Here is an 18,003-nt window from a genome sequence, read left to right on the forward strand (position 1 = left end):
TAAATAAGGCGGTGGTAGGACTTGAACCTACATCATAACCTCGTGATACGAGCTTAACCTTTAGCCTTAGCCTTGCGGCATTACATTAGGAAACTCCCGCCCTATTTGTGAATTACAGTATAGCTATGATCGAAATCGAAATCAAGACGTTAGAGTTGCAGCAAAACATCAGCCGCGCAGCGCAGGGATTGGAGCAGCGCGGCAGCCTGATGCGCCTGATTGCCGGCAGGCTGCATCAGGCGGTGGATGAAAATTTTAACAACCAAGGCCGCCCGGCTTGGGCGGGGCTGAAGCTGGGCAGCCAGCTCTCCCGTGCCGGGGCGCTGACGAAACGCGGGCAGGTATCGCAGGCGCGGTTTGACAAGCATGTGCGTAACCACAAAATCCTGCAAAACACCGGCCGCCTGCGCAACAGCATCACCGAGGCCAGCGACAACGATAGCGCGCGGGTGGGAACCAATGTGGCCTATGCCGCCATCCACAACTTCGGCGGGCAAACCGCCGCGCACATGATTTACCCGCGCCACAAAAAGGCGCTGGCATGGGCCACCGGGGCGTATCCGGTAAAAAGCGTGAAGCACCCCGGCAGCCGCATCCCGGCACGTCCGTTTATGCAGCTCACGCCGCAAGACGAGCACGAGCTGGTGGAGACGGTGAGCGACTATTTGGCCTCCGTCTGCGGCCTACCGAAAGGCAGTTAACGACACTCCGCCCAAAATCGCGCCAAACGGCGTTTAAACGGCTTGGGTATAGTTTGGTATATCCCCGCGCCAGACCCCCGCTAAAAAACGCGCTTTATAGCCTCTTTATAACCATCGCACCGCAGCCGCCCCGCCGGCTGTTTCATCCGCGCCAAAACCAAGTGAGGCGCTTCAAAGATTTTTTCCCCAATTCCGGCTGCACAATGCGGCCATGAACAAGCATACCTCTCCCCCGTTTTTACTGGCTGCCTGTTCCGTCCCGGTGGACGGTACGGTGCAGCGCATCCAGCTGATTCCCGCCGGCGAGTTCCGCGCCAACGACGGCCGCCCGGTTGATGCGCCGTTTTGGCGTTTAAACCCGCAGCGTGCCGCCGCCTTGGTGGCCGAGCTTAATGCGCGGCCGGTACGGCTGATGGTGGATTACGAACATCAAACCCTGTTTACCTCACAAAACGGACAGCCCAACCCGGCATCGGGCTGGCTCTCCGGTTTTGAATGGGTCGACGGCAAGGGGCTGTATGCCGAGGTGCAGTGGACGGCCGCGGCCAAGCAGCGGATTGCCGGCGGCGAATACCGTTATATCTCGCCGGTGTTTCAATACACGGCCGCAGGCGACATTCTGAATTTACTGCCGCCCGCGCTCACCAACACCCCGGCGCTTGACCAACTCGACCCGGTGGCCTTGGCTGCCGCCTCCCGATTACTTAACCCCCTCCAACCCTCTCAAAAGGACGAAGCAATGAACGAAGCACAAAAGCTGATGCTGTCGCTGCTCGGGCTGCCTGAAACCGCCAGCGAGGCGGAGCAGCTGGCCGCGATGCAGCAAATCCAAAGCAGCACCGACGGCAAAAAGCTGGCTGAAGCCTTGGCCGCCGCCAAAGAAGCGGCCAAGCCGGAAAACAAGCCGGCCGAGCCGAACCCGCCCGCCGCCCCTGCCGCACCGGCAGGCCAGCCGGCCAATGACGAGACCGGCGCACCCAATACCGCCGCCGCCTCGCAGCAGGTGCCGCTGTCGGCACTGCAAGGCTTGCAGCAGCAGGTGGCCGCTTTGAGCCAGCAGCTCGCTGCACACGAAGCGGAGAAAACCGCACAACTGATTACCGCCGCCCTCTCCGACGGCCGACTGCTGCCGGCACAAAAGGCATGGGCGGAAGGCTTGGGCAAATCCAACCCGCAGGCGCTGGCCGAATTTTTGGCCACGGCGCAGCCTTTGGCCGCCCTAAGCGCCACGCAGACCGGCGGCATCCCGCCTGCTGCCGCAGAAAAAGGCCTGACTGCCGACGAGGCAAAGGTGGCGGAGATGCTGGGCATCAGCGCCGAAGATTACGCAAAACAAAAACAGGAGTAAGCAGCCATGATTATTACCCCGGACGCCCTTAAAGCCCTGATGACCGGCTTTAAGAAAAACTACCAAGACGGCTTGCAGATTGCCAAAAGCCAATATAAGGACATCGCCACCGTGGTGCCATCCAGCACCAAATCCAACACCTACGGCTGGCTCGGCCAATGGCCGGGTTTTAGGGAGTGGGTGGGCGATCGTGCCTTTAATGATATGGCAGCGCATAGCTACGCCATTGCCAACAAACACTTTGAGAGCTCTGTCAAAGTAAACCGCGACGACATCGAGGACGACAATATCGGCATTTACGCGCCGCTGTTTACCGAGATGGGCCGCGCCGCTGCCGCCTTCCCCGACCAGCAGGTGTTCGAGCTGCTGAAAAAAGGCAACGCCACCCTGTGCTACGACGGCCAAAACTTTTTTGACACCGACCACCCGGTATTTGAAAAAGTGGACGGCACCGGCAACAAAACCTTGGTTAAAAACCTGTTTACCGCCACCGGCGGCACGCAGGGCACGCCGTGGTATCTGCTGGATACCAGCCGCGCACTAAAACCGCTGATTTACCAAGAGCGCAAGGCCATGCAGTTTACTGCCATGACCAAAGGCGATGACGAGGGCGTGTTTATGCGCAACGAGTACCGCTACGGTGCTGATTGCCGCTCCAATGTGGGTTTTGGTTTTTGGCAGATGGCCGCGATGTCTACCGAGGCATTGACCCCGGAAAACTTTGCCAAGGTGTACGACGCCATGATCAGCCAAAAAGGCGACGGCGGCCGCCCGCTCGACATCAAGCCGACCCTGTTGTTGGTACCGACCACGATGGGCGACTTAGCCAACAGCATCATCAAACCCGACAAATACGAGAACGGCAAATACAACCCGCACCACAACAAAGTGCAGGTTATCGCTACCCCGTGGTTGTTGTAACCCCTTTTGCGGCGGCTTTAACCGGTTTAAAGCCGCCGTTTTGGAGCAAATAAATGGCAAAAAACAAACCCCAAGACGATGCAGTGCAAAAGCCGCTGCAAGGCACGCCGGACAATCCGCCCGAGCAGCAGCAAGAAGCGCAAGGCGGTCAAACCGAGCAGCAGCCGGAGGCGCAGGACAGCCTGCCCGAAAACCAGCCGGAACAGCAGCAAGACCATCCCGACACCCCGCCTGAAACCAGGCCGTCTGAAGGACAGCCGGGGAGCAAGCCTGACGACACTGACACCGCGCCGAACGAAGCCGAAACCGAAGAAGTCCTTGCCGAGCAGCCCAACCCGCCTGCACAGCCGGTATTGGTGCCGGTGGCCAGCGGCGAAGCACCGGTTGAGGGCGCGGAAATGGTGGCCGTTAAAACCCGCAACGCTACGCGGTTTTACCGCTGCGGCCTCGAATTTACCCGCGAAATCCGCATTGTGGAACGCAGCGCAATGGACGAGGCCGATTGGCAGCGTTTATTGGCCGAACCGAATTTGACGGTACAGGGCGTGGTGTTGATGACGCCCGATGCCGCCTACGACGAGGACGTGCCGCAATGATCAGCTATGCCACGCTCGACGAACTGTGCCTGCGCTACGGCGACAACACCGTATTGCAGCTCACCGACTTAGAGCGGCGCGGCCAAATCAATGCCGACATCGCACAGCAGGCGCTATTGGACGCCACCGCCGAAATCGACGGCTACCTGAACCGCTACACGCGGCCGTTTCCGCAGATTCCGCGGCTGCTCACGGTGTACTGCTGCGACATCGCCATCTACCGCTTGGCCACCGGTATGCGCCAAGGCAACGATGATATGGACACCCGCTACAAAAACGCCATCGATTACCTCAAGCAGGTGGCGCGCGGCACGGCCACCATCAGCGGGCTGCCTGAAAACGGCCAGCTCGGCACCGGCGACACCGTGATGTTTAACAAGCCGCAACAAAAGGTATTCGGCCGTGATCGCCCTTATTGAGGCTGCCATCGTGCAGCGCCTGCGCCAAGGCTTGGGCAAGCTGGTTACCGGCGTGCACAGCTACGGCGGCGAGCTGGACGACGAGGGGCTGTATCAGGTGGTGCAGCAGTTGCCGGCCGCTTGGGTGACTTTTGCCGGCATCGACAAAACCGAAGCCGTTAAAGTCAACCGCACCAAGCACAAGGCCGAAGCCAAGTTTGTGGTGATGGTGGCCGCCCGCTCCCTGCGGAGCGAGGAAGCCAGCCGCGCCGGCGGCATCAGCCACTGGGAAATCGGTAGCTACCAACTGATTTACGCGGTGCGCCGCCTGCTGGCCAATCAGGATTTGGGCTTGGCCATCGACAAGCTGCAGCCGCGCGCGGTGCGCACCCTGTTTAACGGCAGGATGGAGCGGCAGGAAGCCATGAGCGTGTATGCCTGCGAATTTGCCACCCATTGGATCGAGGAGGCGTTGGACAACGGCCACTGGCCGCAAGTGCCGCCGCCCCCGCCGCCGGGCAGCCCGCCATCGACGCCGCACCCCGACCAAATCTTTGTAACCTATCAGGCGGCCACCAGCCCGCCCGACCCCGAACTGAAAGGTGCGAACCTACATGTGCACGCGCCGCCCGACAACCCCACCCCCGCCATCGAGGCGGAAGTTGAATTAGGAGATACGCCATGACCATCTTGGTAAGAGCCGCCGCCGGCCTGAAAGTGCCGAAGGAAGGCGAGCCGCACCGCTATATCGACGAGCATCAGGCCGTCGCCGTGGAGGAGAGCGCCTACTATCTGCGCTGCCTCGAGTGCGGCGACTTGGTGCGCGAATCCGAGGCCGAATCCGAGCCTGATCCCAAACCCGCCAAAGGAGGCAAATAATGGCCAGCGCCAACATCAGTTTTGACAAAATCCCGGCATCTACGCGCAAACCCGGCGTGTACGCCGAATGGAACCTCAAACGCGCCATGCGCAACCTGCCTACCAACCGGCAGCGCGTGCTGTTGATTGCCCAGCACACCACCGACTTGGGGGCAGTATCCGCCCTGACGGATGTGTATTCCGCCGCCGAAGTGGCCGAGCGCTACGGTGCGGGCAGTCAGGCACATTTAATGGCCGATGCCGCCATTAAAGCCTACGCCAATGCCGCCCTGAGCATCATCACGCTGGCCGACAACAGCGCCGGCGTGGCCGCCGCAGGCAAAATCACCATTACCGGCAATGCCACCACGCAGGGCGTGCTGCGCGTGGGCATCGGCAACGCCGACGTGCTGATGGTGCCTGTGGCCGCCGGCGACAGCGCCGATACCGTCGGCAAAGCCGTCAAGGCTGCGATTGCCGCCCAGCCCGGCCTGCCGGTGTCTGCCGCCGAAGCCGCCGGCGTGGTGACCATCACCGCCAAAAACAAAGGCACCGAGGGCAATGCCATCCGCCTGTTGGCGGCCTGCACCGCCGCCGGTATCACTACTGCCGTTACGGCAATGGCGGGCGGCGACGCCAACCCCGACATCCAGCCCGCGCTCACTGCCGTAATCGCCGAAGGCCACGACATTATTGCCTGCGGCATCAGCGACGAGGCCAATCTGCTCAAACTGCGTGCACACCTCGAAAAAGTCGGTGCGCCTACCGAAAAACGCTGGGCCGTCGGCGTGTACGGCCACAGCGGCACCTTGGCTACCGCCACCACCTTGGCCGGCAAACTCAACAACGGTTTTATGCTTTGCGCCTGGTATCGCGGTACGCCCAGCCTGCCGTGCGAACTGGCGGCAGCTTTTGCATCCGTGATGGCGAGCGAAGAAGACCCCGCCCGCCCGTTGAACACGCTGGCTCTGGAAGGCATCGGCCTGTGCGACAGCAAAGACAAAACCATGCGTACCGAGCAGGAAAACGCGCTCTACAACGGCGTGGCACCGGTGGAAACCAGTCCGGACGGCAGCCGGGCGCAGATTGTGCGGGCGATTACCACCTACACCAAGACCGCCAACGGCACCGCCGACGAGAGCCTGCTGGACGTGACCACCGTGCGCACCCTGATTTACGTGAGCAAAGCCTGCATCCAGCGCGTGGCCTTGCGCTTTCCGCGTGAGAAACTCTCCGACAAAACCCCGGCGCGGGTGCGCAGTGAGCTTATCGACGTGCTGATGCGCTGCGAAGAGCTGGAGATTTTAGAGCAGGTGGAAGCCAACCTGCCCAACCTCATCGTGGAGCGCGACCGGCAAAACGTGAACATGCTGGACGTGCGCATCCCATCCGACGTAGTGAACGGCCTGCACGTGGTCGGCATGGTGGTAGACCTCTATTTATAGGAGCATAAAACATGAGTACCGAATACATCGGCAGCGTAACCCTCTATCTCGACGCCGCGGAGGTGGAAATCACCAAAATCGACGTCAAAGACAGCACCGGCCGCAAGCCCGTGAAAACCATGAACCGCAGCCGCCGCACCAAAGGCTTCACCCGCGGCGTGGGCCAATACGACATCACTGCCACCGCCGTGATGCCTACCGACGGCACCGCCATCAACTGGGGCAGCATCGAGGACGCCAAAATCTCACTGGTGCCCGACGTGCCCGGCGCGAAACCCACCAGCTACCTCGGTTTCTGCGTAACCGAGGTGGGCGAAAGCTACACGGTGGACAACGAGATGGTGATCGACATCACCGGCTTTGCCATCCGCAAGGTGCTGGAGTAAAGGCTACCTGAAAATGGTAAAATCAAGCCCTGTCCTGAATCGGCAGGGCTTTTTTATGGAGAAGGGAAAATGAGAAAACTATTGTGCGGCGTGCTTATCGCCCTCGGGCTGGCCGCCTGCGGAAAGCAGGAGCAGCAGGCACCGGCGGTGTCTGAACCGGCTTCGGAAGCACAGGTGCAAAGCAGCTATTGCCCGCCGCCGTTGGGCATGACGGCTGAAACTTTATTGGAAAACATAGATGCCGGGCTGAAAAGTACAGGCGCATCAGCACGGGTAATCAACAAAGAGATTGTCCAAAACGAATGCGGCCATGATGTAATGATGGTAACCGATTTTGGTGGGGTTATTATTAAGATTGACGATAACCAAAATGTCTTATCTTTGGCTGCTGGGTATGAAATGACCGGCAATACCGTGAAAGATGTTGCTCACGCTTTGCCGGCAATACAGGTGATGACCTCGCCGTATGGCCGTGCCAAATTAGGTGAGCTGGCCATTGGGCAAGATTTGCTGAAAGCACTGCCTGAAGTTTTGAATGCCGCCGCCAGACAACAAGGCGAAGCCACTCAAGATATTATTCGTGATGGCTACAAATACAGCATCACGGTAGAAAACCGGAATGTGGCTTTTGTAGTGAGGAAAGCAGAATAGCGACCCCTCTGAAACGTCTCAACTACTTCCCCCTAAGCCTTTAAACGACAATTAAACCTACTCTTTATCTTGGTTTAATCAACGTTTAAAGGCTTTTCTTATGTCTGATAAAAAACCCTCTAATTCCATTGGTGCCGACCTGCTCCCCGCTGCCGTTACCGATTACAACCTTGTGGTGGCCGATGACCGCAAAACAGTTTCGGGTAGCCTGAAATACGGCATCGAATATGCAGGCAGCCTGCATTATGACTTTGTGATGCACCTGCCAACTGTGCGTGAAGACATGAATATCGACCCGCTGTTGGACGGGCAGGCGCGGATGCTGGAGAGCTACGCCCTGGCCATCGACCGCTTGGGCGACATTCCCGCCGAACAGATTGATGCCAACCTGTTGGCCGACGGTTTGGCCGCCGGCGATTTTGATGCGCTGTATTTCGCGCAGGAATTGCTGGCAAAAAAGCGGCTGCGCCCGAACTCGACCGCTACCGATTAGCGGTGTTGCTGCTCGGACGCTTCGGGCTGTCGGAAGAGCGGGTGGGTGAGATGACGCTGCCCGAACTCAACAGCTTTGTGCGGCAGGCACGCCAGCTTTTATCCACCTATCAACCCATGCCGGTGCCCATCCCCGTTCCGTCTGCACCGCCTCCATCCCCCTCTAAGCCCAAACCGTCCGGTAAGGGTGCCACCACCTACATCAGCAAAAGGCAGAAAAAATGAGCAGTAACACCTTAGAACTGGTTGCCAAGTTTAAGGACAATGCCAGCCAAGGCCTGCGCCGGCTGCTGACTGAAAGCCAGCGTGCGGCCACCGGGCAGGCGCGTGTGTGGGCGCAGGCCGGGCGGCAGCGGCAGCAGGCCATCAGTGCCTACCAGCGGCTTGGCATCCGCTCCGAGCAGCAAATCCGCCGCGAAATGCAGCTCACGCAGGCGGCCTATAACCGTTTGGCACGTTCCGGCACGCTGTCGCAGCGCGAGCTGGCGCGGGCGGCGGAAGCCAACCGCCGCAACCTGCAACGGTTGAACAATGAACTGCGCAGCGGCGCCGGTGCCGCAGGCAGCTGGCGGCAACGCTTGGGCGGTGCTATGACTACAGTGGCCGCCGCCGGGGTGGGCGCCTACACCGTGCTTAAACCGAGCATGGACAACCAAAAACAGCTTGAAGCCAATATCAGCCAAGTGGCGTGGCAGGCTTTTGGCGAAGATAACAGCAAAACGTCTGATTGGATTGCTACCACGGGTAAGCAGCAAATCCGCGACTTGGTAACCGAGCTTGTAGCCAAAAACGGCGGCAATGCCGATGCCGCGCTCAACCTGATCAACAGCCAAATGGCTAACGGCATGAGCTTCGAACAGGTGCAGAAAGGGGCAACCGCCACCTATCGCGCCATGATTGCCTCCGCCGAAGGTGCCGGACAATACGATCCGGAGAGTGTGGCCAAACTGATGAAAGTGCTGCACGACTTCGGATTCCAAGGCGAAGAGCTGGCTACCGCGTTTGAACACGCCATGAAATCGGGGATGCAGGGCAACTTTGAAATCGCCGATATGGTAACCGAGCTGCCTGCTTTGCTGCCTGCCGCCAAAAACTCCGGCTTGAACGGCATCCAAGGCTTCGATTACCTACTGTCCATCCTGCAATCTGCCTCCAATAAATCCGGCTCCAACAGCGAAGCCGCCAACAATGTGCGCAACCTGTTGGAAAAAACCTTATCTGCCGACACGGTAAAACGCCTGTCGCGCATGGATAATCCAAATGACCCGAGCAAGGGTGTTGATTGGGCTAATTCAGTTTTACAAGGCAAGGCCAACGGCGAAAACGCGGTACAGGTGTTATCACGTTTGGCCAACACCATGCTGGAGCGCGACCAGCAATACCAACAACTTAAAGCCAAGGCCGATGCCGGCGACCAAACCGCCGCCGAGCAGATGAATATCATGCGCGGTTTCGTGCTGTCGCGAATTTTGCCGGATATTCAAGCCAAAGCCGGTTTGTTGGCCGCCTCTGATGTACAACAGGTGCAGGAATATATCCAAGGATTGGCCGGGATTGACCCGAAAACCAATAGCTTGGTGGATAGGAAAATCGGTGTAATGAGCCGGGATGATCTGTTCATACAAGAGCAAAACCGCTCATTGGCACAGCTCGGCCGCAAACCCGCGCTCGATACCCTGAATTCTGCCGAAACCAAATGGACGGAAGTCTCTTCCCGCTATCCCAAAGCCACTTTGGCTGCACAAGCCGCAGGCGGTGCAGGACTTGGCGCCGGCCTTTTATCGTTGTTTCGCAGCGGCGGCTCAGGCTGGGCAGGCAATCTGCTGTCTAAAGTGGGAGGTAGTGCACTTGGTTTCGGGCGCGGTGCGTTAAGCTGGGGTACCGGCGTGCTGACTGCGGCACCGCGTTTAAACTTTGCCGCCGGCCTGCTGCTGCATTCGGAAGAGCTGAATGCAGGCGAAGGGGCGGCGCTGGAAAGGATGCGGCAATTAAACCAACAGTATCAAGGGCAGGCCATGCCGCGCTCGCCGCTGATTACCTATAGCGATTCGCCGCGTGCGGCCAACCAATCCCCACTCAACAGCCCGGAATTGCAAAAAAGCGCGGAGCAAATCCAGCAGTCATCACAAACCTATCAGCAATCCAGCGAGCAATATGCGCAAGCGGTGAATCACAACCAGCAGGCCGCCGCCCAGTTTTTGGAGGCTTCGCGCCTGATGGGCACGGCAGCGGGGCAGTTGGCGGCAGCGGCGCGGCAGCCGGTGCCGGTAACCGTATCGGTGTCGGGCGGCAACATCACCGCCGCCGTATCGCAAGCCGCCGAGCGCGACAATCGGAGGAATTAACAGATGAGTTGGCAAGATACCCTGCTTGATGCCAGTTACAAGGGCGTGGCCTTCGAGGCCACCGGCGACACCCTGCGCGGCGTGCACGCGCTGGCCGAGCACAGCTACCCTTTTGTGGACGGCTCGGATATTGAGGACACGGGCTGCGAAGCCTTGGAATTTAACCTTACCGCCGTTTTGTATGGTGACGACTACGAGGCGCGGCTGCAACGCCTGCTCAAAGTGCTGCGCGAACACGGCAGCGGCGAGCTGGTGCACCCGATTTACGGCAGCGTGCCGGACACGGTGGTGGCCGATTTCGAGGTGCGGCACAGCGAGGACAGCCCGGACTATGCCGAAATCAATATCAGCTTCAAACAGAGCGTGGCCGCCGCGCCGTTTTTCGGGCGCGAGCTGGCGCTGGCCTTGGCCGACGAGGCGGATTGGGTGGCCGACTTGGCCGCCTTCCAAGGTTTTGCCGTGCTGGAAAAGGCCTTGGGCAAAATCCGCACCCAGCAGCACAGGTGGAACAATTTTCACGCGGCGGTATTAAACGTAATCGGGCGGCTGTACGGCCAAGTGAACGGGGTATTTTCAGGTAGCCTGAACCTGCTCAACAGCCCGCGCGTGCTGCTCACCGAGCTCAAAGGCGTGTTTGGCGCGCTGGCCGGGATGCACCGCACGGCGGAAAGCAGCCTATCGGGTTGGCGCGATTTGGCCGGCGGTACCAAAACGGCCGCCGCCGTACCGTGGCAATACCGGCAGGGCTTGGATAACGGCGCCACGCCCGCCCGCTCGCAGGCCGCCTTGCCGGATGTGGCCGCGCTCACGGCAGCGATTGCCATTGTGGGCAGCACCGCGCTGGCCAAAGAGCTGGCGGATATTTTCGCCGCCGAGCAGGACGAGCCAGAACTTACGCCGGCGGAAATCAGCCGCCTGCTGGCCGATGTGCGTGCCCAGCTCAATAGCGCTTTGGCCGCCAACCGCTTGGCGGTGATGATGCTCTCCGCTTCCGCCGAGCAGGCCGAACAGTTGGCCGCCTTGCTGCTCTCGCTGTATCAGGACAACCCGCCGGATCCCGAGCAGCTCTACCGCCAACTGGAACAGCGCCGCCTGTTGCCGCAGCAGCCTTATTTGGAGGGCAGCGCCGAATTGGCCGACAGCGTGCGCACGTTGGCGCATACCCTGCAAAAGCAGGCACAGGCCTTGATTAACCTGCGCCCGCCCTTGGTGCAAAAGGTGGTGCCACAGGATAGCAGTCTGCACCTGCTGGCTTTTTTATGGTACGGCGACCACAGCCGCCAAGCCGAGCTGCTGCGCCTCAATCCCGGCATCGTGCATCCCAACTTTATCGCCCGCGGAACCGTATTAAATGCCTACGCCCAATAACACCGTAAGCCTGCTCATCGCAGGCAAAACCCACAGCCAGTGGACAGACTACGACATCGACAGCGACCTCCTCACCCCGGCCGATGATTTTCAGGTAACCCTCGGGCGGCCGGTAGACGCCAAACCGGATGCGGTGCAGCCGGGCGACACGGTGGAGGTGCGGGTGGGCGAGGATACCGTATTGAGCGGGCGCATCGACCGCGTGAGCACCACCACCGCCAAAGGGCAAAAAACGCTCACCATTTCCGGCCGCGACGATGCCGGCATCCTGTTGGATTGCTCCTGCCCGATTTTTAACGCGCAGGATATGGATTTAAAGCAGATTATCGACACCATCGTCAAACCCTTGGGCATCAGCAAAATCCGCATCGATGCGGCGCAAACCGCGCGCACCAACAAAGTGCAAATCGAGCCGGGCAGCCGCGCTTGGGATGCCTTGGCGCAGTATGCCGAGGCCAACGGGCTGTGGCCGTGGCTGGAGCCGGACGGCACGCTGGTGATCGGCGGACCCGACTACACCACCAAGCCGGTGGCCGATTTGATTGTGCGCGTATCCGGGCAGGGCAACAACGTGGAGCAGTTGCAGGTGGAGCGCGATTTTTCGCAGCGTTATAGTGAGATTACCGTGCTGGGGCAGAGCCACAGCGGCAAGCACAACCTGCGCGCCACGGTAAAAGACGACACGGTCAAGGTGCACCGCCCGCTGATTATCGTGGAGGCGGATGTGGACAACCAAGCCGCCGCCGAGCGCAAGGCCAAGAAGCGGCTGGGCGACAGCAAATTGGACGGCCTTACCATCACCGCCACCGTGCAAGGCCACCGCAACGACGACGGCGTGCTGTGGCAGCCCGGCCAGCGTCTGCAAGTATTGAGTGAGCCGGACGGGCTGGACGGCATCTATTTCCTGATGGCGCGCAAATTTGTGGGCGGGCGCGGCAAGCCCACGCAAACCATCCTCACCCTCAAAGAGGACAAGGCGTGGATTCCTGAGGCCAAGCCGCCGAAAAACAACAAAGGCCAAGGCAGCAAAGGCCGCCGCAGGGGCAGCCGCAAACGCCGCAGCAGCGGGCGGAAAGGCCGTCAGGCAAGACAGACGATGGCTTTTGAATAAGGATAAAAGGACGATAAATGGACGCTAAACAAGTGGACGGCCGCATCAAGCGGATGCTGGGCGGCATCCGGCAGGCATTCAGGGGCAAAATCGCCCGCACTGATGCCGCCGCTGGCGTGCAGCGCGCGCAAATCGAGGGGCTGGATGGCGAGACGGTGCAGGCTTTGGAGCATGCCGAGCAGTTCGGCTTCACAGGTCATCCGCCTGCCGGCAGCGACTGCATTGTGTTGCCCTTAGGCGGCCAGACCAGCCACGGCATCGTCGTCAATACCTGCAACGGCGCCTACCGCATCACCAACCTGCAAGAGGGCGAGACTGCGGTGTACAACGCCGACGGTGCCAAAGTCGTGCTTAAAAAAGGCCGCATCATCGATATCGACTGCCAAGTGCTCAACATTAAAGCGCCGGGCGGGGTCAATGTTGAGGCGCCCAATGTCAATTGCAGCGAGCAAATCACCGCCGCCGGGCAAATCAACGGCAACGGCGGCATGGCGATTCAGGGCGGCAACGGCGCCAGCTTCGAGGGCGATGTGCGCCAAACCGGCGGCAACTACACCACTGACGGCGACGTGGTGGCTTCCGGCAAATCCCTCACCGGCCACCAGCACCCCGGCGACAGCGGCGGCACCACCGGCGCCCCTATTTAGGCTGCCCTCTGAAGCCACTCAAGCAGTTCCCCCGGCGTCCATAACCCATAATGCGGCTATGGACGCTTTACTTAACCCCACCACCGGTGATTATCTGCCGAATCAGTCCGCGCAAGGCATCGAAAACGAAGTCTATGTGCGGCTGGTTACCCCGCTTGGCAGCTACTGGGCCGAACCTGCATTAGGCAGCCGCCTGCATGAATTGCGCCGCATGAAAGACCTGCCGCGCATGGCGGTGCTGGCCAAGCAGTATGCCGAGCAGGCCTTGCAACCTATTTTGGATGCCAGCCGCGCCCGCCGCATCAATGTGGCCGCCTCTTTGGCACGGCGCGGCTGGCTGCGGCTGGATATTGCGGCGGTGGATGCAAGCGGCCGGAGTTTGAATTTAATCCACGAGGTGCGGCTGGCATGAAAACCAAAAACTTTGAGCAACTGCGCAGCGACTACCTGCGCGATTTGAGCAACCAGCAGCCTGCCGCCCACACCCACCCCGGCAGCGACAATTACGCCCGCGCCACCGCTTTGGCCGCACTGGCCGAGGGGCAATATCAGCATCAAGAGTGGATTTTGCGGCAGGTATTTGCCGATACGGCGGACACCGCCTATTTGGAGCGCCATTGCGCCATGTACCGCATTTGGCGCAAGAGTGCCGCCGCCGCGGCGGGCAGTATCCGCATCAGCGGCGCGCCCAATACCGTGCTGCCTGCCGGGCTGGTGGCCCAAGTAGGCGACACCGCCTACCAGACTTCTGCCGCCGGCCAAACCGACGGCAGCGGGCAGGCGGTGTTGGCCTGCCATTGCCTGAGCACCGGCGCGGTAGGAAACCAGCCGGACAATACCCCGGCCAAACTGCAAAGCCCGCCTGCCGGCATTGAGGCAGATGCCGTGCTCACCAGCATGGTGGGCGGCACCGATATCGAGAGCGATGCTGCGTTGTTAGACAGGCTGCTGTCGCATTTGCGCCAGCCGCCCGCCGGCGGCAATGCCTACGACTATTACCGCTGGGCAATGGCCGTGCCGGGGGTGGAGGCAGCATTTGTGTATCCGTTGCGGCGCGGCTTGGGCACGGTGGACGTGGCCATCCTTACTGCGTCCGGCCTGCCGTCGCCCGATGTAGTGCGTGCCGTGCAGCAATATATCGACGAGCGCCGCCCGGTTACCGCCAAAAACGTGCAGGTGATGGCGCCGCAACGCGTGCCGCTCAATGTATCGGTGCGCGTATCGCTGGCCGACGGCTATACCCTGCCTGCGGTTAAGGATGCCTCCGCCCGTGCCTTGTCGGCTTATTTTGCAACCATCAAGCCGGGCGACACCGTCTATAAAAGCCATATCGAGGCACTGATTAGCGACACTCCGGGCGTGCGCGACCGCGTGCTCGACAGCCCGGCCACCAACCAAAACGCCACCATCACCCCGCACATCCAATGGCTCGCCTTGGGCACGTTTGAGATGACCCTGTTATGACCTACGCCGACCTGCTCCCCCTCTACTATCCGCCCGTCAGCTACGACGTGCGCGCCACCGGGCAGGCCGCCGAGCGGCAGGCGGAAGCCGCCATATTCGACGGCGTGCAGGCACAGTCGGCACAGGTGCTGGCTGCCGCCTACGCCCCCACTGCCGGCGGCAACATCGCACGCTGGGAGCGCCTGCTCGGCATCAACCCGCAGCAGCCCGACAACTACGCCCGCCGCGTGGCCGACGTGCTGGCCAAACTCAATGAGACCGGCGGCCTGAGCATCCCGTATTTTATCCGGCTGGCCGCCGCCGCAGGCTACACCATTACCATCAGCGAGCCGCAGCCCTTCCGCGCTGGTGTAAACCGCGCCGGCGACCGCCTCGCCCGCGAAGACATTATGTGGGTGTGGTGGGTGGATGTGGCCGCCCAATCGCAAACCGTGTGGCGCTTTCGAGCAGGCAGCGGCACCGCCGGCAGCCGCTTGAGCCAATACAGCGATGCCGTAATCGAGAGCCTGTTCAACCGCCTCAAACCCGCCCACACCGCCATCCGATTTACCTACCGCTAAAGGACTAAACCATGCACCCCATCGAAACCCCCGATAAGACCTTCCACGACGGCGACGGCGTGTCCGAATTGGGCACCATCCTACCCGCGTGGTGGCTCAACCAAGTGCAATCCGAGCTGCTGGCCGTGCTGACTGCGGCCGGTATCCAGCCGGATAAAGCCAAGCCCAACCAAGTGGTCGAGGCTTTGCGCAAAATCATCGACGAGCAGGCCGGCGGTAAAGGCTTACCCGTAGGCGCGGTAATCGGCTTTCCGCGCGCGATTACTAGCCCGGAAGGCTACCTGAAAGCCGACGGCAGCACCTTTAATCAATCCACCTATCCCGACCTGTACCGCGTATTGGGCGGCAACAAGCTGCCCGACCTCACGCGCTCCGATGTAGGTATGAACGCCTATTTTGCCTTTGACGACATCCCGGACGGCTGGATTAAGTACGACGAGATTGCCGCCAAGGTCACGCAGGCCGCCTATCCCGAGCTCTACCGCAAGCTGGTGGCACAGTACGGCAGCATTGCCAACGTCAAGCCGGTAGCTGATTACTTTGTGCGCAACGTGAGCGACAACAGCCAAATCGGCAAACAGTATCCGTGGCAGGTAGGCGACCACCACCATATGATTGCCTACGCTGCTTACGGTAATGACGACTTCAACTGGAGGCCGCTACCGTATGAGAACTACTACACCCCGACAGAGGTTAAGGTTGGAGACCAGTTCTTTGTTAGCTTAGGCCAATTTAACGGTACTGAGGGCGACAACCAAGCTAGTAAGAAGATTACGCAAAACCACGTTGATGCGTTGGAGGGCAGATACCATCAGAAACACGCCACTATCCTTTCTTGGGATCACGCTTATACCGACCGATTCACCGCGCAACCTTATTACCAAGACAACACCCCGAAATACATCGGTATGGTGCTGTGCATCAAGGCTCAAAACAGCTTGGACGACGTGGTGATGTGGATTAAGGCATTTGGCAAAGTAACCAATGCCGGAGCACTGGATGCCTCCACATTGGCCGCCGGGCTGCAAAACAAGTCCGACAAGGGGCACACCCACCGCGCGGCTGAAATCAGCGACTTGGGCGATGCGGTTAAGCAGCAGATGGCTGCTGCCATGCAGCACCAAGCCAGCACCAACGGCTACACCAAACTGGCCAACGGTCTCATCGACCAATGGGGCGAGGTGTTGATGGGCTGGCAAAGCGAAGGGCCGGTTAAAGTGGTGTTTCCCATTGCGTTTACCTCCGAGTGCTACAACGTGCAAATCACCGTCAAAAGCAGCGGCCGGTCGGGCTCGGTGGGCACGGACTTAACCATCGGCGCGGGAGAAATAACGGCCACCGGCTTTAGCGCCATGCTTAACACATGGGCTCAAGGTGCGGCCGCCAATGATTTCCAAGGCTTCGCTTGGCGCGCCATCGGCAAATAACGGGAGATAACTCATGACACTGTATTACTCACAATCCAACGGCGGATTTTACGACGACCAAATCCACAGCAGGCTACCTGAAGATGCGGTAGCAATTAGCCCCGAGCAACACGCCGAATTGCTGGCAGGGCAGTCTAATGGGCAAGTGATTATGCCGGGCAAAGACGGCAAGCCGGTGCTGGCCGAGCGGCCGCCCTGCCCATCCAGCACTTGGGATGGCGAGCAGTGGCATATCGACCCGGAGTGCGCCGCCCGGCTCAAAGCCGAGCAGCAGGCCGAAGTGTGGGAGCGCATCAAAGCCAAGCGCTATGACAACCTGCGGCATGGGGTATTTGTCAAAAGCGTGGGTAAGTGGTTTCAAACCGATGATGCCAGCCGCACCCAATATTTGGCGCTGGCAGTCATGCCGAGGCTGCCTGAAAAACTGTCTTGGAAAACGATGGACAACAGCTTTGTGATTATGACCAAAGCCCTGCTGGGCGAACTGATGGAGCAGATGCTGATTGACGAGCAGGCCGACTTTGCTAATGCCGAACGCCACAAAGCGGCCATGCTTAAAGCCGCCCACCCACTGGAATACGACTACAGCGACGGCTGGACGGCAAACTTTGATAGGCAGCCAGCCGCCGAGCTTGAGGAGGCGCAAGTATGAAGCCGAGATACTACCTAGCCCTCTATAAAGGTCATCGGGACGGCTCCGGTTGGCGCGTATGGTGTGCAAGGGCGACCGACTGGCTCACCCGTGCCCTTACGCGCGGCCAATACAGCCACGCCGAGATTGCCTACGGCCCGGCTGAAGGCGGTGGGTACGACTGCATTTCTTCTTCCGTGCGCGACGGCGGCGTGCGCGCCAAAACCATGCCGCTGCCCGCCGATAAGTGGGATCTAATCCCGCTGCCCGACAGCATCAATGAGCACGGCCAGCTCGACCGCCTATACCGCAATACCGTCAGCCAACCCTACGACTGGTTCGGTGCCGTCGGCGTGGTATTCAAAACCCGCCAACGCGGCGATAAGTGGTTTTGCTCCGAGTGGTGTGCCGCCGCATTGGGGTTGCCCGACGGCTGGCGTTGGTCGCCCAACGACCTCGCCGCCATTGTGCCCGCCCTATATAAGGAGGAGGCATAAAAATACCCGCCACAGGGGCGGGGGAGCAAAAAATCAAGACGGCGACACGGCGGATGCGGACACACCCGCCGCGACAGCCAAGCAGAGATAGCCTGCATTGACCCAAGGCCGCCACCCTCGAGGGCGCGCGGATTGTATCACGCAATGTAGGAAAAAT

The 18,003-nt window shown here is 60.2% G+C and carries 22 protein-coding genes; all 22 read left to right on the forward strand.

From position 1 onward, the window contains the following. The first annotated feature begins 107 nt into the window (after positions 1 to 107). The 22 genes from A7P96_RS07045 to A7P96_RS07145 all read left to right on the forward strand — a co-directional run bounded on the left by A7P96_RS07045 (position 108) and on the right by A7P96_RS07145 (position 17,846). Entirely contained in the window at positions 108 to 701 is a 594-nt protein-coding gene (locus tag A7P96_RS07045) for a phage virion morphogenesis protein (RefSeq protein WP_369799152.1), read from the forward strand. Between the two features lie 211 nt (positions 702 to 912). Then, a complete protein-coding gene (locus tag A7P96_RS07050; RefSeq protein ID WP_067525850.1) occupies positions 913 to 2,049 on the forward strand; it encodes a phage protease in 1,137 nt (378 codons plus the stop codon). Between the two features lie 6 nt (positions 2,050 to 2,055). Then, the gene (locus A7P96_RS07055; RefSeq protein ID WP_067525852.1) at positions 2,056 to 2,970 is read left to right on the forward strand and encodes a Mu-like prophage major head subunit gpT family protein; all 915 of its coding nucleotides are present in this window, start codon (positions 2,056 to 2,058) and stop codon (positions 2,968 to 2,970) included. Positions 2,971 to 3,023: 53 nt separating this feature from the next. After that, positions 3,024 to 3,566, forward strand: coding sequence for a hypothetical protein (locus A7P96_RS07060; protein ID WP_067525854.1), 543 nt, complete (start codon positions 3,024 to 3,026; stop codon positions 3,564 to 3,566). Beyond that, positions 3,563 to 3,985, forward strand: a complete 423-nt coding sequence (locus A7P96_RS07065) for a gp436 family protein (RefSeq protein WP_231112895.1) — start codon at positions 3,563 to 3,565, stop codon at positions 3,983 to 3,985. The genes A7P96_RS07060 and A7P96_RS07065 overlap by 4 nt, the downstream gene beginning before the upstream one ends. Further along, complete coding sequence (locus A7P96_RS07070) at positions 3,969 to 4,649, forward strand: DUF1834 family protein (RefSeq protein WP_067525856.1); 681 nt, start codon at positions 3,969 to 3,971, stop codon at positions 4,647 to 4,649. Before A7P96_RS07065 ends, A7P96_RS07070 begins: the two co-directional genes overlap by 17 nt. After that, on the forward strand, positions 4,646 to 4,843 hold the full coding sequence (locus tag A7P96_RS07075; RefSeq protein ID WP_067525858.1) for a hypothetical protein: 198 nt from the start codon (positions 4,646 to 4,648) through the stop codon (positions 4,841 to 4,843). Before A7P96_RS07070 ends, A7P96_RS07075 begins: the two co-directional genes overlap by 4 nt. Next, the gene (locus A7P96_RS07080; RefSeq protein WP_067525860.1) at positions 4,843 to 6,267 is read left to right on the forward strand and encodes a phage tail sheath subtilisin-like domain-containing protein; all 1,425 of its coding nucleotides are present in this window, start codon (positions 4,843 to 4,845) and stop codon (positions 6,265 to 6,267) included. The genes A7P96_RS07075 and A7P96_RS07080 overlap by 1 nt, the downstream gene beginning before the upstream one ends. 11 nt (positions 6,268 to 6,278) lie before the next feature. Further along, complete coding sequence (locus tag A7P96_RS07085; RefSeq protein WP_049249282.1) at positions 6,279 to 6,653, forward strand: phage tail protein; 375 nt, start codon at positions 6,279 to 6,281, stop codon at positions 6,651 to 6,653. Positions 6,654 to 6,722: 69 nt separating this feature from the next. Next, positions 6,723 to 7,304, forward strand: coding sequence for a hypothetical protein (locus tag A7P96_RS07090; RefSeq protein ID WP_067525862.1), 582 nt, complete (start codon positions 6,723 to 6,725; stop codon positions 7,302 to 7,304). A gap of 100 nt (positions 7,305 to 7,404) precedes the next feature. Next, positions 7,405 to 7,797: a hypothetical protein gene (locus tag A7P96_RS07095; protein ID WP_067525864.1), complete on the forward strand. Its 393-nt coding sequence runs from the start codon at positions 7,405 to 7,407 to the stop codon at positions 7,795 to 7,797. 5 nt (positions 7,798 to 7,802) lie between these two features. Beyond that, positions 7,803 to 8,021, forward strand: a complete 219-nt coding sequence (locus A7P96_RS10810; RefSeq protein WP_156496307.1) for a hypothetical protein — start codon at positions 7,803 to 7,805, stop codon at positions 8,019 to 8,021. Next, positions 8,018 to 10,141 carry a phage tail tape measure protein gene (locus tag A7P96_RS07100; RefSeq protein WP_067525866.1) on the forward strand — a complete coding sequence of 708 codons (2,124 nt, stop codon included), beginning with the start codon at positions 8,018 to 8,020 and terminating at the stop codon, positions 10,139 to 10,141. The genes A7P96_RS10810 and A7P96_RS07100 overlap by 4 nt, the downstream gene beginning before the upstream one ends. 3 nt (positions 10,142 to 10,144) lie before the next feature. Further along, positions 10,145 to 11,509, forward strand: a complete 1,365-nt coding sequence (locus A7P96_RS07105) for a DNA circularization protein (protein ID WP_067525868.1) — start codon at positions 10,145 to 10,147, stop codon at positions 11,507 to 11,509. Further along, the gene (locus tag A7P96_RS07110; protein ID WP_067525870.1) at positions 11,493 to 12,620 is read left to right on the forward strand and encodes a phage baseplate assembly protein; all 1,128 of its coding nucleotides are present in this window, start codon (positions 11,493 to 11,495) and stop codon (positions 12,618 to 12,620) included. Before A7P96_RS07105 ends, A7P96_RS07110 begins: the two co-directional genes overlap by 17 nt. A 17-nt stretch (positions 12,621 to 12,637) precedes the next feature. Continuing rightward, positions 12,638 to 13,267, forward strand: coding sequence for a phage baseplate assembly protein V (locus tag A7P96_RS07115; RefSeq protein WP_067525872.1), 630 nt, complete (start codon positions 12,638 to 12,640; stop codon positions 13,265 to 13,267). A 58-nt stretch (positions 13,268 to 13,325) separates the two neighbouring features. Beyond that, entirely contained in the window at positions 13,326 to 13,679 is a 354-nt protein-coding gene (locus A7P96_RS07120) for a phage GP46 family protein (RefSeq protein WP_067525874.1), read from the forward strand. Next, positions 13,676 to 14,731 carry a baseplate J/gp47 family protein gene (locus A7P96_RS07125; protein ID WP_067525876.1) on the forward strand — a complete coding sequence of 352 codons (1,056 nt, stop codon included), beginning with the start codon at positions 13,676 to 13,678 and terminating at the stop codon, positions 14,729 to 14,731. The genes A7P96_RS07120 and A7P96_RS07125 overlap by 4 nt, the downstream gene beginning before the upstream one ends. Continuing rightward, positions 14,728 to 15,291 carry a YmfQ family protein gene (locus A7P96_RS07130; RefSeq protein WP_067525879.1) on the forward strand — a complete coding sequence of 188 codons (564 nt, stop codon included), beginning with the start codon at positions 14,728 to 14,730 and terminating at the stop codon, positions 15,289 to 15,291. Before A7P96_RS07125 ends, A7P96_RS07130 begins: the two co-directional genes overlap by 4 nt. Before the next feature lie 11 nt (positions 15,292 to 15,302). Beyond that, positions 15,303 to 16,718 (forward strand): phage tail protein, encoded by a 1,416-nt coding sequence (locus A7P96_RS07135; protein ID WP_067525881.1) that lies wholly within the window; start codon positions 15,303 to 15,305, stop codon positions 16,716 to 16,718. Between the two features lie 13 nt (positions 16,719 to 16,731). Continuing rightward, on the forward strand, positions 16,732 to 17,370 hold the full coding sequence (locus A7P96_RS07140; protein ID WP_067525883.1) for a DUF4376 domain-containing protein: 639 nt from the start codon (positions 16,732 to 16,734) through the stop codon (positions 17,368 to 17,370). After that, positions 17,367 to 17,846, forward strand: a complete 480-nt coding sequence (locus tag A7P96_RS07145; RefSeq protein WP_067525885.1) for a cytoplasmic protein — start codon at positions 17,367 to 17,369, stop codon at positions 17,844 to 17,846. Before A7P96_RS07140 ends, A7P96_RS07145 begins: the two co-directional genes overlap by 4 nt. The last annotated feature ends 157 nt before the right edge of the window (positions 17,847 to 18,003 follow it).

Source organism: Eikenella sp. NML03-A-027 (assembly GCF_001648395.1).
Taxonomy (GTDB): domain Bacteria; phylum Pseudomonadota; class Gammaproteobacteria; order Burkholderiales; family Neisseriaceae; genus Eikenella; species Eikenella exigua.

Excerpts from the sequence above, each read along its gene's own strand:
- A7P96_RS07120 (WP_067525874.1), top strand. The coding sequence starts at position 13,326 with ATGGACGCTTTACTTAACCCCACCACCGGTGATTATCTGCCGAATCAG.
- A7P96_RS07050 (WP_067525850.1), top strand. The coding sequence starts at position 913 with ATGAACAAGCATACCTCTCCCCCGTTTTTACTGGCTGCCTGTTCCGTC.
- A7P96_RS07055 (WP_067525852.1), top strand. The coding sequence starts at position 2,056 with ATGATTATTACCCCGGACGCCCTTAAAGCCCTGATGACCGGCTTTAAG.
- A7P96_RS07115 (WP_067525872.1), top strand. The coding sequence starts at position 12,638 with ATGGACGCTAAACAAGTGGACGGCCGCATCAAGCGGATGCTGGGCGGC.
- A7P96_RS07125 (WP_067525876.1), top strand. The coding sequence starts at position 13,676 with ATGAAAACCAAAAACTTTGAGCAACTGCGCAGCGACTACCTGCGCGAT.
- A7P96_RS07080 (WP_067525860.1), top strand. The coding sequence starts at position 4,843 with ATGGCCAGCGCCAACATCAGTTTTGACAAAATCCCGGCATCTACGCGC.
- A7P96_RS07095 (WP_067525864.1), top strand. The coding sequence starts at position 7,405 with ATGTCTGATAAAAAACCCTCTAATTCCATTGGTGCCGACCTGCTCCCC.
- A7P96_RS07145 (WP_067525885.1), top strand. The coding sequence starts at position 17,367 with ATGAAGCCGAGATACTACCTAGCCCTCTATAAAGGTCATCGGGACGGC.
- A7P96_RS07105 (WP_067525868.1), top strand. The coding sequence starts at position 10,145 with ATGAGTTGGCAAGATACCCTGCTTGATGCCAGTTACAAGGGCGTGGCC.
- A7P96_RS07140 (WP_067525883.1), top strand. The coding sequence starts at position 16,732 with ATGACACTGTATTACTCACAATCCAACGGCGGATTTTACGACGACCAA.
- A7P96_RS07075 (WP_067525858.1), top strand. The coding sequence starts at position 4,646 with ATGACCATCTTGGTAAGAGCCGCCGCCGGCCTGAAAGTGCCGAAGGAA.
- A7P96_RS07090 (WP_067525862.1), top strand. The coding sequence starts at position 6,723 with ATGAGAAAACTATTGTGCGGCGTGCTTATCGCCCTCGGGCTGGCCGCC.
- A7P96_RS07060 (WP_067525854.1), top strand. The coding sequence starts at position 3,024 with ATGGCAAAAAACAAACCCCAAGACGATGCAGTGCAAAAGCCGCTGCAA.
- A7P96_RS07085 (WP_049249282.1), top strand. The coding sequence starts at position 6,279 with ATGAGTACCGAATACATCGGCAGCGTAACCCTCTATCTCGACGCCGCG.
- A7P96_RS07100 (WP_067525866.1), top strand. The coding sequence starts at position 8,018 with ATGAGCAGTAACACCTTAGAACTGGTTGCCAAGTTTAAGGACAATGCC.
- A7P96_RS07065 (WP_231112895.1), top strand. The coding sequence starts at position 3,563 with ATGATCAGCTATGCCACGCTCGACGAACTGTGCCTGCGCTACGGCGAC.
- A7P96_RS07135 (WP_067525881.1), top strand. The coding sequence starts at position 15,303 with ATGCACCCCATCGAAACCCCCGATAAGACCTTCCACGACGGCGACGGC.
- A7P96_RS07110 (WP_067525870.1), top strand. The coding sequence starts at position 11,493 with ATGCCTACGCCCAATAACACCGTAAGCCTGCTCATCGCAGGCAAAACC.
- A7P96_RS07130 (WP_067525879.1), top strand. The coding sequence starts at position 14,728 with ATGACCTACGCCGACCTGCTCCCCCTCTACTATCCGCCCGTCAGCTAC.